Genomic DNA, 17,827 nt, shown 5'->3' with positions numbered 1-17,827 from the left:
GATTTGCTTAGAATACCGTTATTCTAACCGATTACGAAGACAGGGTGCGAATCAAGTTAGAGTAATCTTCTTTAATGTCGTGGCTCTCTTCACGCAGCTGCTCAATCTTGCGACAAGCATGAAGTACGGTCGTATGATCGCGGCCCCCAAACGCATCGCCAATTTCAGGCAAGCTATGGTTGGTTAGTTCTTTTGCTAACGCCATGGCCAGCTGACGAGGACGCGCAACAGAACGAGAGCGACGCTTAGACAGCAAGTCCGCTACTTTAATCTTGTAATATTCCGCCACGGTCTTTTGAATGTTATCGATCGTCACCAGCTTCTCTTGTAGAGCAAGCAGATCGCGCAGCGCTTCACGAACAAAATCAATCGTAATTGGACGACCAGTAAAGTTCGCGTTCGCGATAACACGGTTCAGTGCACCTTCGAGCTCACGAACGTTCGAACGCAGACGCTTGGCAATGAAGAATGCCACTTCATCAGCAAGGTGGATTTGGTGATCTTCGGCTTTTTTCATCAAGATCGCCACACGCGTTTCAAGCTCAGGCGGCTCGATCGCAACAGTAAGCCCCCAACCAAAGCGAGATTTAAGACGATCTTCAACGCCATTAATTTCTTTAGGATAACGGTCAGACGTTAGAATGATCTGCTGATTACCTTCCAATAATGCGTTGAAGGTATGGAAGAATTCTTCTTGTGAACGTTCTTTATTAGCAAAGAATTGGATGTCATCGATAAGGAGCGCATCCACGCTGCGGTAATAGCGTTTGAATTCTTCAATCGCATTGTTTTGCAGCGCTTTTACCATGTCTTGCACAAAACGTTCTGAGTGCATGTAGACCACTTTTGCGTTCGGGTTGTTATCCACAATCGCGTTGCCCACCGCATGCAACAAGTGCGTTTTACCCAAGCCCGTGCCGCCGTATAGGAACAGCGGGTTGTAAGCAGCTCCAGGATTATCCGATACCTGACGCGCCGCAGCCAAACCCAGTTGGTTCGACTTACCTTCAACAAAGTTGTCGAACTTGTGTTTTGGGTTCATGTTTGAGCGGTGATTGATAGCCGCAATCGCCTGAGCGTCGTCATCCCAGGTTTTGTGTACTGGCTTACGCGCTTGTAATTGTGCAGGTGCAGATGACTCGGCAGCCACATCTGCAGGCGTACGTGTCGGCGCTGGTTTTGGAGCAGAGACAGGTCGGCTCCCCACTTCAAAGCGTAAGTTAGGAATATCGCCACCGCAGTATTCCTGCAGTAAGCGAGTAATATTGTTCAGATACTTATCACGCACCCAGTCCAACACAAAGCGGTTTGGCGCGAATAGAGTGAGAGTATTGTCATTGAGCTCCGCTTGTAGCGGACGAACCCACATGCTGAATTCTGTAGCTGGTAGCTCTTCTTGAAGCTGCTGCAAACATTGCAGCCAAAGCGAAGATGACACGGTGCCCCCACTGAGTAATTGAATTATCGGAAAAGACTGGCAATTTTACCTGTTGATAACCAAGATCGCCAGCGATTGATCGACGATCCAGTGAATAAGATCCAAGTTATTCACAATTATTTCTGCAAACTTGATGAGATCAACACACCTTGCCCCAAATTTGCCCACACAACGATCCACAATTGGGCAAAATTCACAAGATCGAGCGATTGGTGATAAGTCTGTGTATTATTTTATTCCCAATGTTGATTTTGTCGATCATTTCGCTAGGTTCAGTTCGCATTTTCGTCACATTTAACATTCTTCTTCTATTATCTAATAACTCACAGGTCTAGGTTATTGCTCTTGGTTATTTATTTAATTGAGCTAACTAACAGTAGTATTTCCAACCATAAAATTATGGAGATGTATTATGAAAAACTGGATTAAGGTTGCCGTTGCAGCCATTGCACTGTCGGCAGCAACCGTACAAGCCGCTACTGAAGTCAAAGTTGGTATGTCAGGTCGCTACTTCCCGTTTACTTTTGTAAAGCAAGACAAGCTACAAGGCTTTGAAGTCGACATGTGGGATGAAATCGGTAAACGTAACGATTACAAAATCGAATACGTAACAGCCAACTTCTCTGGTTTATTTGGTCTTTTAGAAACTGGTCGTATCGATACGATCTCCAACCAAATCACCATGACTGACGAGCGTAAAGCTAAATACCTATTTGCTGACCCTTACGTTGTAGATGGCGCACAAATTACCGTGCGTAAAGGCAACGACAGCATCAAAGGTGTTGACGATCTTGCGGGCAAGACCGTTGCGGTGAACCTAGGCTCTAACTTTGAGCAACTGCTGCGTCAATACGACAAAGACGGCAAGATCAACATTAAAACGTACGACACAGGTATCGAACATGACGTGGCGCTCGGTCGTGCAGACGCGTTTGTAATGGATCGTCTTTCTGCGTTAGAGCTGATTAAGAAAACTGGCCTTCCTCTGGAATTGGCAGGCGAACCGTTTGAGACCATTCAAAACGCATGGCCTTTCGTTGACAACGAGAAAGGTCGTAAGCTGCAAGAAGAAGTAAACAAAGCACTGGCTGAGATGCGCGCAGATGGTACAGTAGAGAAAATTTCCGTGAAGTGGTTTGGCGCTGACATCACGAAATAAGAACTCTTTGTACTTTAGGCCGCAAAGTGGTATCACTCTCGGACTAAAATAAACTTACGTAAAGGTGGAACTTGTTTTCCACCTTTTCTTTTCTCTAGCCTTTAGGTAAGCCGTATGGGATTTGACTTTAATTACATGTTGGAACTGCTGCCGATATTGCTGAAATATCTTGGCACAACCATGGAAATGGCGACATGGGGATTGGTGTTTTCGCTGATTTTATCCGTCATTTTAGCCAATATTCGCGTATTTAAACTGCCAGTTCTGGATCAATTAAGCCAACTGTACATCAGCTTCTTCCGTGGCACCCCACTGTTGGTTCAGCTTTTCCTGCTCTATTACGGCTTACCGCAAATTTTTCCATTGATGGTCGGTATCGACGCCTTTTCAGCAGCGGTTATCGGCTTAACGCTGCACTTTGCCGCTTATATGGCGGAAAGTATTCGTGCCGCCATTATTGGCATTGATCGCAGCCAAATGGAAGCGAGCTTATCGGTCGGTATGACGACATCCCAAGCAATGCGCCGAGTGATTTTACCTCAAGCAACGCGTGTCGCACTGCCTTCATTGATGAACTATTTCATCGATATGATCAAGTCAACGTCTCTTGCTTTCACGCTGGGTGTGGCCGAAATCATGGCGAAAGCACAGATGGAAGCCTCATCAAGTTTCCGTTTCTTTGAAGCTTTCCTTGCGGTTGCTCTTATTTACTGGGGCGTGGTGGTGATTCTGACTCGCGTACAAATCTGGGCAGAAGCAAAACTGAATAAGGCGTACGTACGATGATTAAGTTAGAAAATATTCACAAACGTTTTGGTGAGACTGAAGTGCTGAAAGGCATCGACCTCGATATTAAGCAAGGTGAGATCATCGTGATTATCGGCTCAAGTGGTACGGGTAAATCAACCTTGCTGCGTACGGTGAACTTTCTAGAACAAGCAGATGAAGGTCGTATCACGATAGATGACATCTCCGTTGATACTCAAAAACACACTAAAGCCGAAGTATTAGCGCTGCGTCGTCGAACTGGCTTTGTGTTCCAAAACTATGCCCTGTTTGCCCACATGAATGCGCGCCAGAACATTGCCGAAGGTCTAGTGACCGTTCGAGGTTGGAAAAAAGCCGATGCTCTCAAACGAGCGCAACAAATTCTGGATGACATCGGCCTTGGGGATAAAGGCGATAGTTATCCAGCGGCATTGTCTGGCGGCCAACAACAACGTGTGGGTATCGGCCGAGCGATGGCGCTGCAACCAGAACTGCTGTTGTTTGACGAACCAACTTCTGCGCTGGATCCTGAATGGGTCGGTGAAGTTCTCTCATTAATGAAGAAGTTAGCTAATCAGCATCAAACCATGCTGGTGGTGACGCACGAGATGCAATTCGCGAAAGAAGTCGCTGATAGAGTGATCTTCATGGCGGAAGGCAATATCGTTGAGCAAGGTTCTCCACAGGATATCTTCGATAATCCACAAGATCCTCGTTTGAAAAAATTCCTTAACCAAGTAGGAATAGAGTAACGATCAAGCATCAGGATCGATTGATCCTTGAGATTTTACTCACACTACGTATAATCGCCCGGCCGGAATTTCGTACTCATTGAGTCATTGACACATTATGTGAGTGTGATTACAATTCCGCCTCTTTGTTGAGAGGCGTCGGTTGTCCTTCTCTATATAAAGAGCTTCTTTATATAAGAAAGCAAATACCCACGCCGGGTTTAACAAGAACCTAAAACTACTGATCAGTAAAGGTAATTATCATGAAACGCACTTTTCAACCTACAGTTCTAAAGCGCAAGCGTACTCACGGCTTCCGTGCTCGCATGGCAACTAAGAACGGTCGTAAAGTTATCAACGCACGTCGTGCAAAAGGCCGTGCGCGCCTATCAAAATAATCGCTAGTTTATTTTGAACACGTACGCGTTTAATCGGGAGTTACGTTTGTTAACTCCCGAGCATTATCAAAACGTCTTCCAGCAAGCTCATCGAGCTGGCTCGCCTCATTTCACCATCATTGCTCGCAATAACAAACTTTCTCACCCACGATTAGGTTTAGCGGTTCCCAAAAAGCAAATCAAAACGGCTGTCGGTCGTAACCGATTTAAGCGTTTGGCTCGTGAAAGCTTTCGTAACAATCAACATCAGCTTCCAAACAAAGATTTTGTTGTGATTGCAAAGAAAAGCGCGCAAGATTTAAGCAATGAGGAAATTTTTAAGTTGTTTGATAAGCTATGGCAACGCCTGTCTCGCCCTTCACGTGGATAGCCATTGGGCTCGTTTATCTGTATCGCTGGTTTATCAGCCCTTTGATTGGTCCTCGTTGCCGGTTCACACCAACCTGTTCCACTTACGCGCTAGAAGCTTTGAGAGCTCACGGTTTTGTAAAAGGATGTTGGTTATCAGGCAAACGTCTATTAAAATGCCACCCTTTGAATGAAGGGGGGTATGACCCCGTTCCACCAGTCCAAAAACAAGACAGAGATAACTAACGATGGATTCTCAACGTAATATCCTGCTCATCGGTTTGGCCCTGGTTTCTTTTTTGCTGTTTCAACAATGGCAAGTTGCAAAGAATCCAGAACCTCAAGCAGTTGAACAGGCTCAATCAAGCAGCACTCTACCTGCACCATCTTTTGCTGATGAACTTGACCCAGTTCCTGGTCAACAGCAAGCTTCTGCAAAAACTATCACAGTAACGACTGATGTTTTAACTCTGTCGATCGACACCGTTGGTGGCGATGTGGTACATGCCAACCTTAACGAATACTCTGCTGAGTTAGATTCATCAGATTCCTTTGTTCTGCTTAAAGACGCTCAAGGTCACCAATTTATCGCTCAAAGCGGTCTAGTGGGTCCTCAAGGTATCGACTTGAGCAGCACAAATCGCCCTCACTACAACGTAAGTGCAGACAGATTCACAATGGCTGACGGTCAAGATGAACTTCGCGTTCCGATGACATTCACTGCAAACGGCATCGAATACACCAAAACTTACATCTTTAAACGCGGCAGCTACGCGCTTAATGTTGAATACGATGTAGTGAACAACTCAGGCAACAACGCAACATTTGGTATGTACGCTCACCTACGTCAAAACCTAATGGACGATGGTGGTAGCATCACAATGCCTACTTACCGTGGTGGCGCATACTCAACAGAAGATACGCGTTACAAGAAGTACAGCTTTGATGATATGCAGGATCGCAACCTGTCTCTTAACCTAGCCGATGGCCAAGGTTGGGCAGCAATGATTCAGCACTACTTTGCCGCAGCTTGGATCCCACGTAACGAACCAGGTACTAACCTATACACTCGTGTAATTGGCAACCTAGGCGACATCGGCGTTCGTATGCCGAACAAAACTATCGCAACAGGCGATCAAGCTAAGTTTGAAGCAACACTTTGGGTTGGTCCAAAACTGCAAGATGAAATGGCAGAAGTGGCACCTAACCTAGACCTAGTAGTGGACTACGGCTGGTTATGGTTCATTGCGAAGCCTCTTCATATGTTGCTTTCATTCATCCAGAGCTTTGTTGGTAACTGGGGTGTGGCAATCATCTGCCTGACCTTCATCGTTCGTGGTGCAATGTACCCACTAACAAAAGCGCAATACACGTCTATGGCGAAAATGCGTATGCTTCAGCCTAAGCTGCAAGCAATGCGTGAGCGTATCGGTGATGACCGTCAGCGCATGAGCCAAGAAATGATGGAACTGTACAAGAAAGAGAAAGTGAACCCACTAGGTGGTTGTTTACCTCTTATCCTACAGATGCCTATCTTCATCGCGCTTTACTGGGCACTAATGGAATCGGTTGAGCTACGTCACTCTCCATTCTTCGGTTGGATTCATGACCTTTCAGCGCAGGACCCTTACTACATCCTGCCTCTACTGATGGGTGCGTCAATGTTCCTAATCCAGAAGATGAGCCCGACAACGGTAACGGATCCAATGCAGCAGAAGATCATGACCTTTATGCCGGTTATGTTTACCTTCTTCTTCTTGTTCTTCCCATCAGGTCTCGTTCTGTACTGGTTGGTGTCGAACATCGTAACGCTTATCCAGCAAACTCTGATCTACAAAGGATTAGAGAAAAAAGGCTTACACAGCAAGTAACCTTTTAGGAAATGATTGAGAAAGGCGGCCAAAAGGTCGCCTTTTTGTTTTTGGCTGATTACAATTCAGCTAATTAATTGTAATGGCTCCCTAGGTATCTTCCCTATAGCCCAGCTCAAAAGGCAAAATTATGACTACAGATACGATTGTCGCTCAAGCGACCGCGCCTGGTCGTGGCGGTGTCGGTATTATTCGTGTTTCTGGCCCTAAAGCCAACCAAGTGGCGTTAGAAGTCACTGGCAAAACACTAAAGCCCCGCTACGCAGAGTACCTGCCGTTTAAGTCAGAAGATGGCACTGTGCTTGATCAGGGCATCGCACTGTACTTCCCTAACCCACACTCATTTACAGGTGAAGACGTACTTGAGCTGCAAGGCCATGGCGGCCCTGTCGTGATGGATATGCTGATAAAACGCATTCTAGGTATAGATGGTATTCGAGCTGCTCGCCCTGGTGAGTTCTCTGAACGCGCATTTCTGAACGATAAACTCGACCTCGCTCAAGCCGAGGCGATCGCAGACCTCATTGATGCCAGTTCTGAAGAAGCAGCAAAATCGGCACTGCAATCCTTACAGGGCGCATTTTCAGGCCGCATTAATACCTTAGTTGAGTCGCTGATTCATTTGCGTATCTATGTTGAAGCAGCCATCGACTTCCCTGAAGAAGAGATCGACTTTTTGGCCGACGGTAAAGTGGCTGGTGACCTACAAGCCATCATCGACAACCTAGATGCGGTGCGCAAAGAAGCTAACCAAGGCGCTATTATGCGTGAAGGGATGAAAGTCGTGATTGCGGGTCGTCCAAATGCGGGCAAATCAAGCCTGCTGAACGCACTATCGGGTAAAGAGTCTGCAATCGTAACCGACATCGCAGGAACCACGCGTGATGTACTGCGTGAGCACATCCATATTGATGGCATGCCACTACACATCATTGATACAGCAGGTTTGCGTGATGCTTCCGATGAAGTAGAGAAAATCGGTATCGAACGTGCGTGGGATGAAATAGCCCAAGCAGACCGCGTGTTGTTCATGGTAGATGGCACAACAACCGATGCCACCGATCCGAAAGATATCTGGCCAGATTTTGTGGATCGCCTACCAGACAACATTGGCATAACTGTGATCCGTAATAAAGCGGATCAAACGGGTGAAGATATGGGGATCTGCCACGTCAATAACCCTACTCTTATCCGTTTGTCAGCGAAGACTGGTGCAGGGGTTGAAGCTCTGCGCGATCATCTCAAGGAGTGTATGGGCTTCTCTGGCAACAGTGAAGGTGGTTTTATGGCTCGTCGTCGTCATCTCGATGCATTAGAACGTGCCGCACAGCACCTTCAAATAGGCCAGGAGCAGCTTGAAGGCTATATGGCAGGTGAAATATTGGCTGAAGAGCTACGCATCACCCAACAACATCTCAATGAGATTACCGGTGAGTTCAGTTCTGACGACTTACTGGGACGAATCTTCTCTTCATTCTGTATCGGGAAGTAAATAATCGAACGCGCGGTGCTGAGCTTAACTCACACCGCGTTTCTTTTTGTACGGCAAGCCATCCATGAGCTTTAGCCGTCGCATTCAATAAGGAAGAAGTATGATCCACATTATTACAGGCAGCACGTTAGGTGGCGCAGAATACGTAGGGGATCACCTGAGTGATCTACTCAACGAGAATGGATTTGAAACAACGATCCACAACCAGCCTTCCCTCAGTGATATCGAAAATCAAGGTACGTGGTTGGTGATCACCTCTACACATGGAGCTGGTGAGTATCCTGATAATATCCAACCTTTTATCGCAGCATTACAAAATACACCGCCAAAAATGACTGATGTAAAATTTGCGGTGATTGCGATTGGTGACTCTAGCTACGATACGTTCTGTGCCGCTGGTCAACACGCTTATGATTTATTAGAGGATATTGGTGCAACCCCTCTCGCAGATTGCTTTAAAATCGATGTACTGAGCCATGATGTGCCAGAAGACGCCGCAGAAATGTGGTTAAAAGAGAATATCGAACGTTTTTAAACTCACGACTTTCCCTTCAACAGAGTCGAAATTCGGCTCTGTTTTCTCCCATGTGAATAACTCCCACCAAATTATTTTGTTTAACCGCTCAAAAACCAATCAAACAGACTGTGGATAACTACAATAAGATCCAGTGATTTTCCTTTAGTTATCCCAATAACAACTTTGATCAATTTCACCCCCTGTGTATAACCACCACTTTTGATCCCAGGTAATCCTCGATCTGATCCAATCATGATCACAAGATATGATCCAAAGAAGATCCATGATCTTGTTGATCATTTTTAGGTTATCCACAGAAACGGTCGATCCTAATAGTAGATCTAATAAAAGATCATATATATAGATCTTATATATATTTATCTTGAAGCTTAAAACGGATAAAACGAGAAAACGTTTTTCTCTCTGGCATAAAGCAGGTAAAATACGGCTCCTTTATCTGTCCATTAAATCCCTTTGAATACCTGAGGTCAGTTCATGCTTTATCACGAAAACTTTGACGTCATTGTTGTCGGTGGCGGACACGCAGGAACGGAAGCCGCGCTCGCATCTGCACGCACAGGACAAAAAACGCTTCTCCTTACCCATAACATCGATACATTAGGCCAGATGTCTTGTAATCCGGCGATCGGTGGTATTGGTAAAGGTCACTTAGTAAAAGAAGTAGATGCTATGGGCGGTTTGATGGCTGAAGCCATCGACCATGCAGGTATTCAGTTTCGTACACTAAATGCCTCCAAAGGTCCTGCAGTACGAGCAACTCGAGCTCAAGCCGATCGCGCTCTGTACAAAGCGTACGTTCGTAATGCATTAGAAAATGCGCCTAACTTAACGTTGTTCCAGCAATCAGTTGATGATCTGATTGTTGAACAAGATCGCGCAGTTGGTGTGGTAACTCAAATGGGACTTCGCTTCCATGCGAAAGCCGTTGTGCTAACCGTGGGTACCTTCCTTGGTGGTAAGATCCACATAGGTATGGAAAGCTCGTCTGGTGGTCGTGCCGGGGATCCACCATCGATCGCATTAGCGGATCGACTGCGTGAACTGCCGTTCCGTGTGGATCGTTTAAAAACAGGTACTCCACCGCGCATTGATGCTCGTACTGTTGATTTTTCAGTGCTAGAAGCTCAGCACGGTGATAACCCAACGCCTGTATTCTCGTTCATGGGCAAACGTGAACAGCATCCGCGTCAGATTCCATGTTTCATCACCCACACCAATGAACAAACTCACGATGTGATCCGTAGTAACTTGGATCGCAGTCCAATGTACGCAGGTGTGATTGAAGGTATTGGTCCGCGTTACTGTCCGTCTATTGAAGACAAAGTGATGCGTTTCGCTGACAAAAACAGCCACCAAATCTTCATTGAGCCAGAAGGCCTAACCACGCACGAGTTATACCCTAATGGTATCTCGACCAGCTTGCCATTTGATGTGCAAGTACAAATCGTGCGCTCAATGAAAGGGTTTGAAAATGCACACATCGTTCGCCCAGGTTATGCGATTGAATACGATTTCTTCGATCCACGTGATTTGAAGCAAACGTACGAGACGAAGTTCATCCATGGTTTGTTCTTTGCTGGCCAGATTAATGGTACGACTGGCTACGAAGAAGCCGCAGCGCAAGGCTTGATGGCGGGCCTAAACGCAAGCTTGTTTAGCCAAGACAAAGAAGGCTGGAGCCCACGTCGTGACCAAGCTTACATGGGCGTGTTGATTGATGACTTATCGACCATGGGTACCAAAGAGCCGTACCGCATGTTCACTTCTCGTGCGGAATACCGCCTGCTACTTCGTGAAGATAACGCCGATTTACGTTTAACGGAAAAAGCGCGCGAGCTAGGCTTGATTGATGATGTTCGTTGGGCTCGCTTTAACGAGAAAATCAACAATATGGAAACGGAGCGTCAGCGTTTGAAAGCAACGTGGATGAATCCGAAGTCAGAGGGTGTTGATGAGTTGAACAAGCTGCTGAAAACCCCAATGGCCCGTGAAGCGAGTGGTGAGGATCTTCTGCGTCGTCCAGAGATCACTTATTCGCAACTGACGCAACTTGAAGCGTTTGCTCCTGCTCTTGAAGATCAGCAAGCGGCTGAGCAAGTTGAAATTCAAGTGAAATACGATGGTTACATCAAGCGTCAGCAGGAAGAGATCGAAAAATCACTGCGTCACGAAAATACCAAGTTACCTGCTGATTTGGATTACCGCGATGTAAAAGGTTTATCAAACGAAGTCGTTGCTAAACTGAGCGAGGCCAAACCAGAGAGCATCGGTATTGCATCACGCATTTCTGGTATTACGCCTGCTGCAATTTCTATTCTACTTGTTCACTTGAAAAAGCATGGTTTGCTGAAGAAAGGTGAGGAAGAATAATGAGCGCATTGCGAACAAAGCTGGATTCACTGATCGCGAAAACCGATTTGGAAGTGTCAGAACAGCAACGAGAGCAGTTAGTTGGTTATGTCGAACTGCTCGACAAATGGAACAAAGCGTACAATTTAACATCGGTACGTGATCCGCTTGATATGTTAGTGAAACATATTCTTGATAGTATCGTTGTAAGCGCACACCTGCCCGGTGAGCGCTTCATTGATGTTGGTACTGGTCCGGGGTTACCGGGCATCCCTTTGGCAATCATGAACCCTGAGAAAACCTTCTTTTTGCTCGACAGTCTTGGCAAACGCATCCGTTTTATCAAGCAAGTCGTGCACACATTAGGGCTGAAAAACGTGACACCAATTCAAAGTCGCGTCGAAGAATTCCAGCCTGAAGAAAAATTTGATGGCGTTTTGAGTCGAGCTTTTGCTTCAATGACAGACATGGTGGAATGGTGCCACCATTTGCCGAAACAAGAGCACGGGGTGTTTCTAGCGCTGAAAGGACAGCACCCTAAAGATGAAATGGATCAGCTTCCTGAATGGTGCAGTGTGACAGAGATCATATCTTTGGCTGTTCCTGAGTTGGAAGGTGATCGTCATCTAGTAATCTTATCGCGCAAGGAAAATTAGCGAGGTAATCGTGGGTAAAATTGTAGCAATCGCCAACCAGAAAGGTGGGGTCGGCAAAACAACAACGTGCATTAACTTAGCGGCTTCGATGGCGGCAACAAAGCGCAAGGTTTTGGTGATCGATCTCGACCCGCAAGGTAATGCTACGATGGCCAGTGGCGTGGATAAGTATATGGTTGACGCCACCGCATACGATCTTTTGGTCGAAGATACACCGTTCGATCAAGTCGTTTGTACCCAAACAACAGGGAAGTATGATTTGATCGCGGCGAACGGAGACGTAACCGCGGCAGAAATCAAATTGATGGAAGTTTTCGCTCGTGAAGTGCGTCTAAAAAATGCATTGTCGTCAGTTCGCGATAACTATGATTTCATCTTTATTGATTGTCCTCCTTCTCTAAACCTTCTTACAATCAATGCGATGGCGGCAGCTGACTCTGTGCTGGTGCCGATGCAATGTGAATACTTTGCGTTAGAAGGTTTAACTGCTCTTATGGATACAATCAGCAAGTTAGCGGCTGTTGTGAATGAAAACCTCAAAATCGAAGGTTTATTGCGTACCATGTACGACCCACGCAACCGCTTATCGAATGAAGTATCCGATCAACTTAAAAAACACTTTGGGAATAAAGTTTACCGTACTGTCATTCCGCGTAATGTTCGTTTGGCTGAAGCACCAAGTCACGGTAAGCCTGCAATGTACTACGATAAGTACTCCGCAGGTGCCAAAGCGTATCTTGCTCTAGCGGGCGAAATGCTCCGCCGCGAAGAAATCCCAGTTTAACTCTAACCTAAGGAATTCAATCCCATGTCTAAGCGTGGTCTCGGAAAAGGACTGGATGCGTTATTGTCGACCAGTTCGTTTGCTCGTGAAAAACAGCATATTGCATCGCATAGCCAAGAATTATCGGCAGACGGTGAGTTAACCGATTTAGCGATTGGTCAATTGCAGCCGGGCGTATACCAACCGCGTAAAGATATGGCGCCTGAAGCGCTAGAAGAACTAGCGGCTTCGATTCAATCACAAGGCATTATTCAACCAATCGTGGTTCGCCAGGTCGAAAGTGGTCAGTTTGAGATCATCGCAGGTGAACGCCGCTGGCGTGCTGCAAGGCAGGCGGGTTTAAAACGCGTGCCGTGTTTGGTGAAAAAAGTTGAAGATCGTGCCGCCATCGCCATGGCGTTGATTGAAAACATTCAACGTGAAGACTTGAATGTGATTGAGGAAGCCCAAGCGCTTGAGCGTCTACAAGATGAATTCACGCTGACACATCAGCAAGTGGCCGATGTGATTGGTAAATCAAGAACGACGGTGAGTAACCTATTACGTCTGAATCAGTTGGAAGTTGATGTAAAAGGTCTGGTTGCAGATAAAAAATTGGAAATGGGTCATGCTCGAGCTCTGTTAGCGTTAGAAGGCGAACAGCAAGTCGAAGTAGCTCAACAAGTGGCTAAGAAGCAAATGACTGTTCGCCAAACCGAACAGTTAGTAAAAAAGTGCTTAGCCCCACAAAATGAGCAAAAAGGGCAACAAGAGGATACCGAAGCCGAGCAAATGTCGCATAAATTGAGTCAGCTGCTTGATGCAAAAGTTTCTCTTACCCGTTCTGCAAACGGAAAAGCGAAATTGACGATAAGTCTTGATGAGCCTCACAAATTGGACCAACTAATTGCCAAGCTTGAGGCCTAGATGAGATAATTGATTTAGGTCAATTAATCTAATTAATCGAATTTTGTGCGAAAGTTGTCGTTTTGTAAACAAAACTGTAAGTTTTTGATGCAATCGAATTGCTTTACGTTGAACTGAACGTATAATTTTCGCCAATTTCCCAGCACAGAGAGTTAAGTGCGAAGTGGATATTACTAGAGGTACGAATACATGGTAGCTGCGTTAGCTAGACCAGGACGAGAGCTCGCAAGGCAATTGTTAATGATCCAGTCTGGCGCGGTTATTTTTGTGGCAGCAGGAATGGCGGTAGCCATAAATCCTGACTGGGGATTTTCAGCGCTGATTGGCGGAGGCATTTTTGTTGTTGCCAATGCAGTATTCGCGCTGTGTGCTTTCATGTTTAGTGGAGCTCGCGCTGCCAAGCGCATCGCTGCTTCCTTCTATACGGGTGAAGTACTGAAAATTCTCATCACGGTTGCACTGTTCTATGTTGCCTACATGTATATGCAGGTGGAACTTGTTCCCCTCAAACTAACCTATTTGCTGGTACTAGGTATTAATATCTGTGCACCAGTGCTATTCATTAACAACAAAAAATAGGATGAGTTATGGCTGCGCCAGGTGAAGCGCTAACATCGTCCGGTTACATTGCCCACCACCTTTCTAACCTATCGCTATACAAGTTGGGTTTAGTAGGGTCGGAGACAAGTTTCTGGAACGTACATATCGATAGCCTGTTTTTTTCTTGGTTTACTGGTTTAATCTTCCTCGGAATTTTTTACAAAGTAGCAAAGAGAACAACAGCGGGTGTACCGGGTAAGCTTCAGTGTGCTGTAGAAATGATCGTTGAATTTGTCGCCGATAACGTCAAAGACACGTTCCATGGACGCAACCCACTGATCGCGCCTTTAGCACTGACTATCTTTTGTTGGGTATTTTTGATGAACGTGATGGACTTAGTTCCTATCGACTTCTTACCATACCCAGCAGAGCATTGGCTAGGTATTCCTTACCTTAAGGTTGTACCGTCTGCTGATGTGAATATCACCATGGCTATGGCTCTAGGCGTTTTTGCATTGATGATTTACTACAGCATCAAAGTAAAAGGTCTAGGTGGATTCGCAAAAGAACTTGCACTACATCCATTCAATCACCCACTGATGATTCCGTTTAACCTACTAATTGAAGTGGTATCGCTATTAGCGAAACCTCTATCACTTGGTATGCGTCTATTCGGTAACATGTTTGCGGGTGAGGTTGTATTCATTCTTTGTGCGGCAATGCTACCATGGTACTTACAATGGATGGGTTCACTACCGTGGGCAATCTTCCATATATTGGTTATTACGATTCAAGCCTTCGTATTCATGATGTTGACAATTGTTTACCTGTCAATGGCACACGAAGATCCTGATCATTAATTTTTTTAAAGCTTTTTATTTGGGCACTAAGCCAACAACTATAAATTGGAGATAGTAATGGAAACTTTACTGAGCTTTTCTGCAATCGCCGTAGGTATTATCGTCGGTCTTGCTTCTCTTGGTACAGCGATTGGTTTCGCACTGCTAGGTGGTAAATTCCTAGAAGGTGCTGCACGTCAACCAGAAATGGCTCCTATGCTACAAGTTAAGATGTTCATCATCGCGGGTCTACTTGATGCGGTTCCAATGATCGGTATCGTAATCGCGCTACTATTCACTTTCGCAAACCCATTCGTTGGTCAACTAGGTTAATCACCTTTAACTCGGGACGGGCGATTATCGCTTGTCACTGATTAACACTAAGTCCAAATAGAGGGGTAGCTGTTGTGAACATAAACGCAACTCTGCTAGGTCAAGCAATCTCGTTCGCACTATTTGTGTGGTTCTGCATGAAGTATGTATGGCCACCATTGATGCAAGCGATCGAAGAGCGTCAGAAGAAAATTGCTGATGGTCTTCAAGCAGCAGAACGTGCTGCGAAAGACTTGGATCTAGCACAAGCCAACGCTTCTGATCAATTGAAAGAAGCGAAGCGCACAGCAACTGAGATCATCGAACAAGCGAACAAGCGTAAGTCTCAAATTCTTGATGAAGCTCGCGAGGAAGCTCAGGCAGAACGCCAGAAAATCCTAGCGCAAGCAGAAGCAGAACTTGAAGCTGAACGCAATCGTGCACGCGATGAGCTGCGCAAACAAGTTGCTACTCTGGCTGTAGCTGGTGCTGAGAAAATCCTTGAGCGTTCTATCGATAAAGATGCGCAAAAAGATATTCTCGACAACATTACTGCAAAACTTTAAGTCTGGGGGCGCATATGTCTGATTTGACTACTATCGCACGCCCCTATGCTAAAGCAGCCTTCGACTTTGCTTTAGAGAAAGACCAGTTGGACCAATGGGGCCAAATGTTATCTTTTGCTGCTGAAGTGGCCAAAAACGAACAAATGAACGAACTACTAACGGGTTCGGTTTCTGCTGACAAAATGGCAGAAATTTTTGTTGCAGTTTGCGGCGAGCAAGTTGATGCGCACGGTCAAAACCTTTTGAAGGTAATGGCTGAGAATGGTCGTTTAGCGGCCCTTCCTGATGTTTGTAAAGAGTTTTTTACTCTGAAAAAAGAACATGAGAAAGAAATTGATGTTGAAGTAATTTCAGCAACAGAGCTTTCTGATGAACAACTTGCAAACATTGGCAGCAAACTTGAAAAGCGTCTTGAACGCAAAGTGAAGCTGAATTGCAGTGTAGATGAGACCCTACTTGGTGGGGTTATTATTCGAGCCGGAGACCTAGTCATCGATGACTCAGCGCGTGGTCGTTTGAACCGCCTGAGCGATGCATTGCAGTCTTAATGGGGATTGGAGCATGCAACTTAATTCCACGGAAATTAGCGATCTGATCAAACAACGTATCGAATCTTTCGAAGTTGTTAGTGAAGCTCGCAACGAGGGTACTATCGTATCGGTAAGCGATGGTATCATCCGCATCCACGGCCTAGCGGACGTGATGCAAGGTGAAATGATTGAATTACCGGGTGGCCGTTATGCACTGGCACTTAACCTTGAGCGTGACTCGGTTGGTGCGGTTGTAATGGGCCCATATGCTGACCTTAAGGAAGGCATGAAAGTTACAGGTACTGGCCGCATTCTTGAAGTGCCAGTTGGTCCAGAACTACTAGGCCGCGTAGTAAACACGCTGGGTGAGCCTATCGATGGTAAAGGTCCAATCGAAGCGAAAATGACTTCGCCTGTAGAAGTGATCGCACCAGGTGTAATCGACCGTAAATCGGTAGACCAACCTGTGCAAACTGGTTATAAGTCAGTTGACTCAATGATCCCAATCGGTCGTGGTCAGCGTGAGCTTATCATCGGTGACCGTCAGATTGGTAAAACAGCACTGGCGATCGACGCGATCATCAACCAGAAAGACTCTGGTATTTTCTCTATCTACGTAGCAATCGGTCAGAAAGCATCGACTATCGCTAACGTTGTTCGCAAACTAGAAGAGCACGGTGCACTACAAAACACTATCGTTGTAGTTGCATCAGCTTCTGAATCTGCAGCGCTTCAATACCTAGCGCCTTACGCAGGTTGTGCGATGGGTGAATACTTCCGCGATCGCGGTGAAGACGCACTGATTGTTTACGATGATCTATCTAAGCAAGCGGTAGCTTACCGTCAGATCTCTCTACTACTTAAACGTCCACCAGGCCGTGAGGCATTCCCAGGTGACGTATTCTACTTACACTCGCGTCTACTAGAGCGTGCAGCTCGTGTAAACGAAGAGTACGTAGAGCGTTTCACTAACGGTGAAGTGAAAGGTAAGACTGGTTCTTTGACTGCTCTTCCTATCATCGAAACTCAAGCAGGTGACGTTTCAGCATTCGTACCGACTAACGTAATCTCGATTACCGATGGTCAGATCTTCCTACAAACTGAGCTATTCAACGCTGGTGTTCGTCCTGCTGTTGACCCAGGTATCTCAGTATCTCGTGTAGGTGGTTCAGCTCAGACGAAAATCATCAAGAAACTATCAGGTGGTATCCGTACAGCACTAGCTGCATACCGTGAACTAGCGGCATTTGCTCAGTTCTCTTCTGACCTTGATGACGCAACGAAGAAACAGCTAGACCATGGTCAAAAAGTTACAGAACTAATGAAGCAGAAGCAGTACGCTCCAATGTCTGTATTTGACCAAGCTCTAACTATCTTCGCGGCAGAGCGCGGTTACCTTGATGATGTAGAACTTAACAAAGTTCTAGATTTCGAGGCGGCTCTACTATCGTACGCTCGCGGTCAATACGCTGAACTAGCAGCTGAGATCGACAAGTCTGGCGCTTACAACGATGAAATCGAAGCTCAGTTGAAGAAACTGACTGACGACTTCAAAGCAACCCAAACTTGGTAATTAGGTCGGTGGCAGTTTCTGCCACCAAC

20 protein-coding genes are annotated in these 17,827 nt (G+C 45.9%); 19 read left to right on the top strand and 1 reads right to left on the bottom strand.

The genetic code is table 11. The features are described 5' to 3' along the window. Positions 1–31 precede the first annotated feature (31 nt). Positions 32–1,438, bottom strand: coding sequence for a chromosomal replication initiator protein DnaA (gene dnaA, locus R7P72_RS19070; protein WP_005378835.1), 1,407 nt, complete (start codon positions 1,436–1,438; stop codon positions 32–34). Positions 1,439–1,850: 412 nt separating this feature from the next. On the opposite strand from dnaA, the gene R7P72_RS19065 reads away from it, so the two are divergent. From R7P72_RS19065 to atpA, 19 genes are all read left to right on the top strand, one after another. Next, entirely contained in the window at positions 1,851–2,597 is a 747-nt protein-coding gene (locus R7P72_RS19065) for an amino acid ABC transporter substrate-binding protein (protein WP_005378831.1), read from the top strand. Between the two features lie 114 nt (positions 2,598–2,711). Beyond that, a complete protein-coding gene (locus R7P72_RS19060) occupies positions 2,712–3,383 on the top strand; it encodes an amino acid ABC transporter permease (protein ID WP_005378829.1) in 672 nt (223 codons plus the stop codon). Beyond that, positions 3,380–4,117 carry an amino acid ABC transporter ATP-binding protein gene (locus R7P72_RS19055; RefSeq protein ID WP_005378827.1) on the top strand — a complete coding sequence of 246 codons (738 nt, stop codon included), beginning with the start codon at positions 3,380–3,382 and terminating at the stop codon, positions 4,115–4,117. Before R7P72_RS19060 ends, R7P72_RS19055 begins: the two co-directional genes overlap by 4 nt. A 242-nt stretch (positions 4,118–4,359) precedes the next feature. Then, positions 4,360–4,494, top strand: a complete 135-nt coding sequence (gene rpmH, locus R7P72_RS19050) for a 50S ribosomal protein L34 (RefSeq protein ID WP_005378825.1) — start codon at positions 4,360–4,362, stop codon at positions 4,492–4,494. A gap of 46 nt (positions 4,495–4,540) precedes the next feature. Next, positions 4,541–4,864 carry a ribonuclease P protein component gene (rnpA, locus tag R7P72_RS19045; RefSeq protein ID WP_005394102.1) on the top strand — a complete coding sequence of 108 codons (324 nt, stop codon included), beginning with the start codon at positions 4,541–4,543 and terminating at the stop codon, positions 4,862–4,864. Then, positions 4,831–5,088 (top strand): membrane protein insertion efficiency factor YidD, encoded by a 258-nt coding sequence (yidD, locus tag R7P72_RS19040; RefSeq protein WP_005378822.1) that lies wholly within the window; start codon positions 4,831–4,833, stop codon positions 5,086–5,088. Before rnpA ends, yidD begins: the two co-directional genes overlap by 34 nt. Before the next feature lie 2 nt (positions 5,089–5,090). Next, the gene (yidC, locus tag R7P72_RS19035) at positions 5,091–6,713 is read left to right on the top strand and encodes a membrane protein insertase YidC (protein ID WP_171343338.1); all 1,623 of its coding nucleotides are present in this window, start codon (positions 5,091–5,093) and stop codon (positions 6,711–6,713) included. A 130-nt stretch (positions 6,714–6,843) separates the two neighbouring features. Next, positions 6,844–8,205: a tRNA uridine-5-carboxymethylaminomethyl(34) synthesis GTPase MnmE gene (gene mnmE / locus R7P72_RS19030; RefSeq protein WP_005383836.1), complete on the top strand. Its 1,362-nt coding sequence runs from the start codon at positions 6,844–6,846 to the stop codon at positions 8,203–8,205. Positions 8,206–8,305: 100 nt separating this feature from the next. Further along, on the top strand, positions 8,306–8,740 hold the full coding sequence (mioC, locus tag R7P72_RS19025) for an FMN-binding protein MioC (protein WP_005378900.1): 435 nt from the start codon (positions 8,306–8,308) through the stop codon (positions 8,738–8,740). 477 nt (positions 8,741–9,217) lie between these two features. After that, complete coding sequence (gene mnmG, locus R7P72_RS19020; protein ID WP_005378901.1) at positions 9,218–11,113, top strand: tRNA uridine-5-carboxymethylaminomethyl(34) synthesis enzyme MnmG; 1,896 nt, start codon at positions 9,218–9,220, stop codon at positions 11,111–11,113. Then, the gene (gene rsmG, locus R7P72_RS19015) at positions 11,113–11,748 is read left to right on the top strand and encodes a 16S rRNA (guanine(527)-N(7))-methyltransferase RsmG (protein WP_005378902.1); all 636 of its coding nucleotides are present in this window, start codon (positions 11,113–11,115) and stop codon (positions 11,746–11,748) included. The genes mnmG and rsmG overlap by 1 nt, the downstream gene beginning before the upstream one ends. Before the next feature lie 10 nt (positions 11,749–11,758). After that, positions 11,759–12,532, top strand: a complete 774-nt coding sequence (locus tag R7P72_RS19010) for a ParA family protein (RefSeq protein ID WP_005383838.1) — start codon at positions 11,759–11,761, stop codon at positions 12,530–12,532. 24 nt (positions 12,533–12,556) lie between these two features. Continuing rightward, on the top strand, positions 12,557–13,438 hold the full coding sequence (locus tag R7P72_RS19005; RefSeq protein ID WP_017821562.1) for a ParB/RepB/Spo0J family partition protein: 882 nt from the start codon (positions 12,557–12,559) through the stop codon (positions 13,436–13,438). A gap of 189 nt (positions 13,439–13,627) precedes the next feature. Then, entirely contained in the window at positions 13,628–14,017 is a 390-nt protein-coding gene (locus R7P72_RS19000; protein WP_005378921.1) for a F0F1 ATP synthase subunit I, read from the top strand. Between the two features lie 8 nt (positions 14,018–14,025). Beyond that, positions 14,026–14,838 (top strand): F0F1 ATP synthase subunit A, encoded by an 813-nt coding sequence (atpB, locus tag R7P72_RS18995; protein WP_005378922.1) that lies wholly within the window; start codon positions 14,026–14,028, stop codon positions 14,836–14,838. Between the two features lie 57 nt (positions 14,839–14,895). Next, complete coding sequence (gene atpE, locus R7P72_RS18990) at positions 14,896–15,150, top strand: F0F1 ATP synthase subunit C (RefSeq protein ID WP_002540812.1); 255 nt, start codon at positions 14,896–14,898, stop codon at positions 15,148–15,150. A gap of 74 nt (positions 15,151–15,224) precedes the next feature. Next, positions 15,225–15,695, top strand: a complete 471-nt coding sequence (atpF, locus tag R7P72_RS18985) for a F0F1 ATP synthase subunit B (protein ID WP_005378929.1) — start codon at positions 15,225–15,227, stop codon at positions 15,693–15,695. 14 nt (positions 15,696–15,709) lie between these two features. Next, positions 15,710–16,243 carry a F0F1 ATP synthase subunit delta gene (gene atpH, locus R7P72_RS18980; RefSeq protein WP_005378930.1) on the top strand — a complete coding sequence of 178 codons (534 nt, stop codon included), beginning with the start codon at positions 15,710–15,712 and terminating at the stop codon, positions 16,241–16,243. 13 nt (positions 16,244–16,256) lie between these two features. Then, positions 16,257–17,798 carry a F0F1 ATP synthase subunit alpha gene (atpA, locus tag R7P72_RS18975; protein WP_005378931.1) on the top strand — a complete coding sequence of 514 codons (1,542 nt, stop codon included), beginning with the start codon at positions 16,257–16,259 and terminating at the stop codon, positions 17,796–17,798. Positions 17,799–17,827 lie beyond the last annotated feature (29 nt).

It is taken from the genome of Vibrio sp. Vb0888, assembly GCF_033338835.1.
Taxonomy (GTDB): Bacteria; Pseudomonadota; Gammaproteobacteria; order Enterobacterales; family Vibrionaceae; genus Vibrio; species Vibrio alginolyticus.
This window is presented reverse-complemented; position numbering and strand designations above follow the sequence as displayed.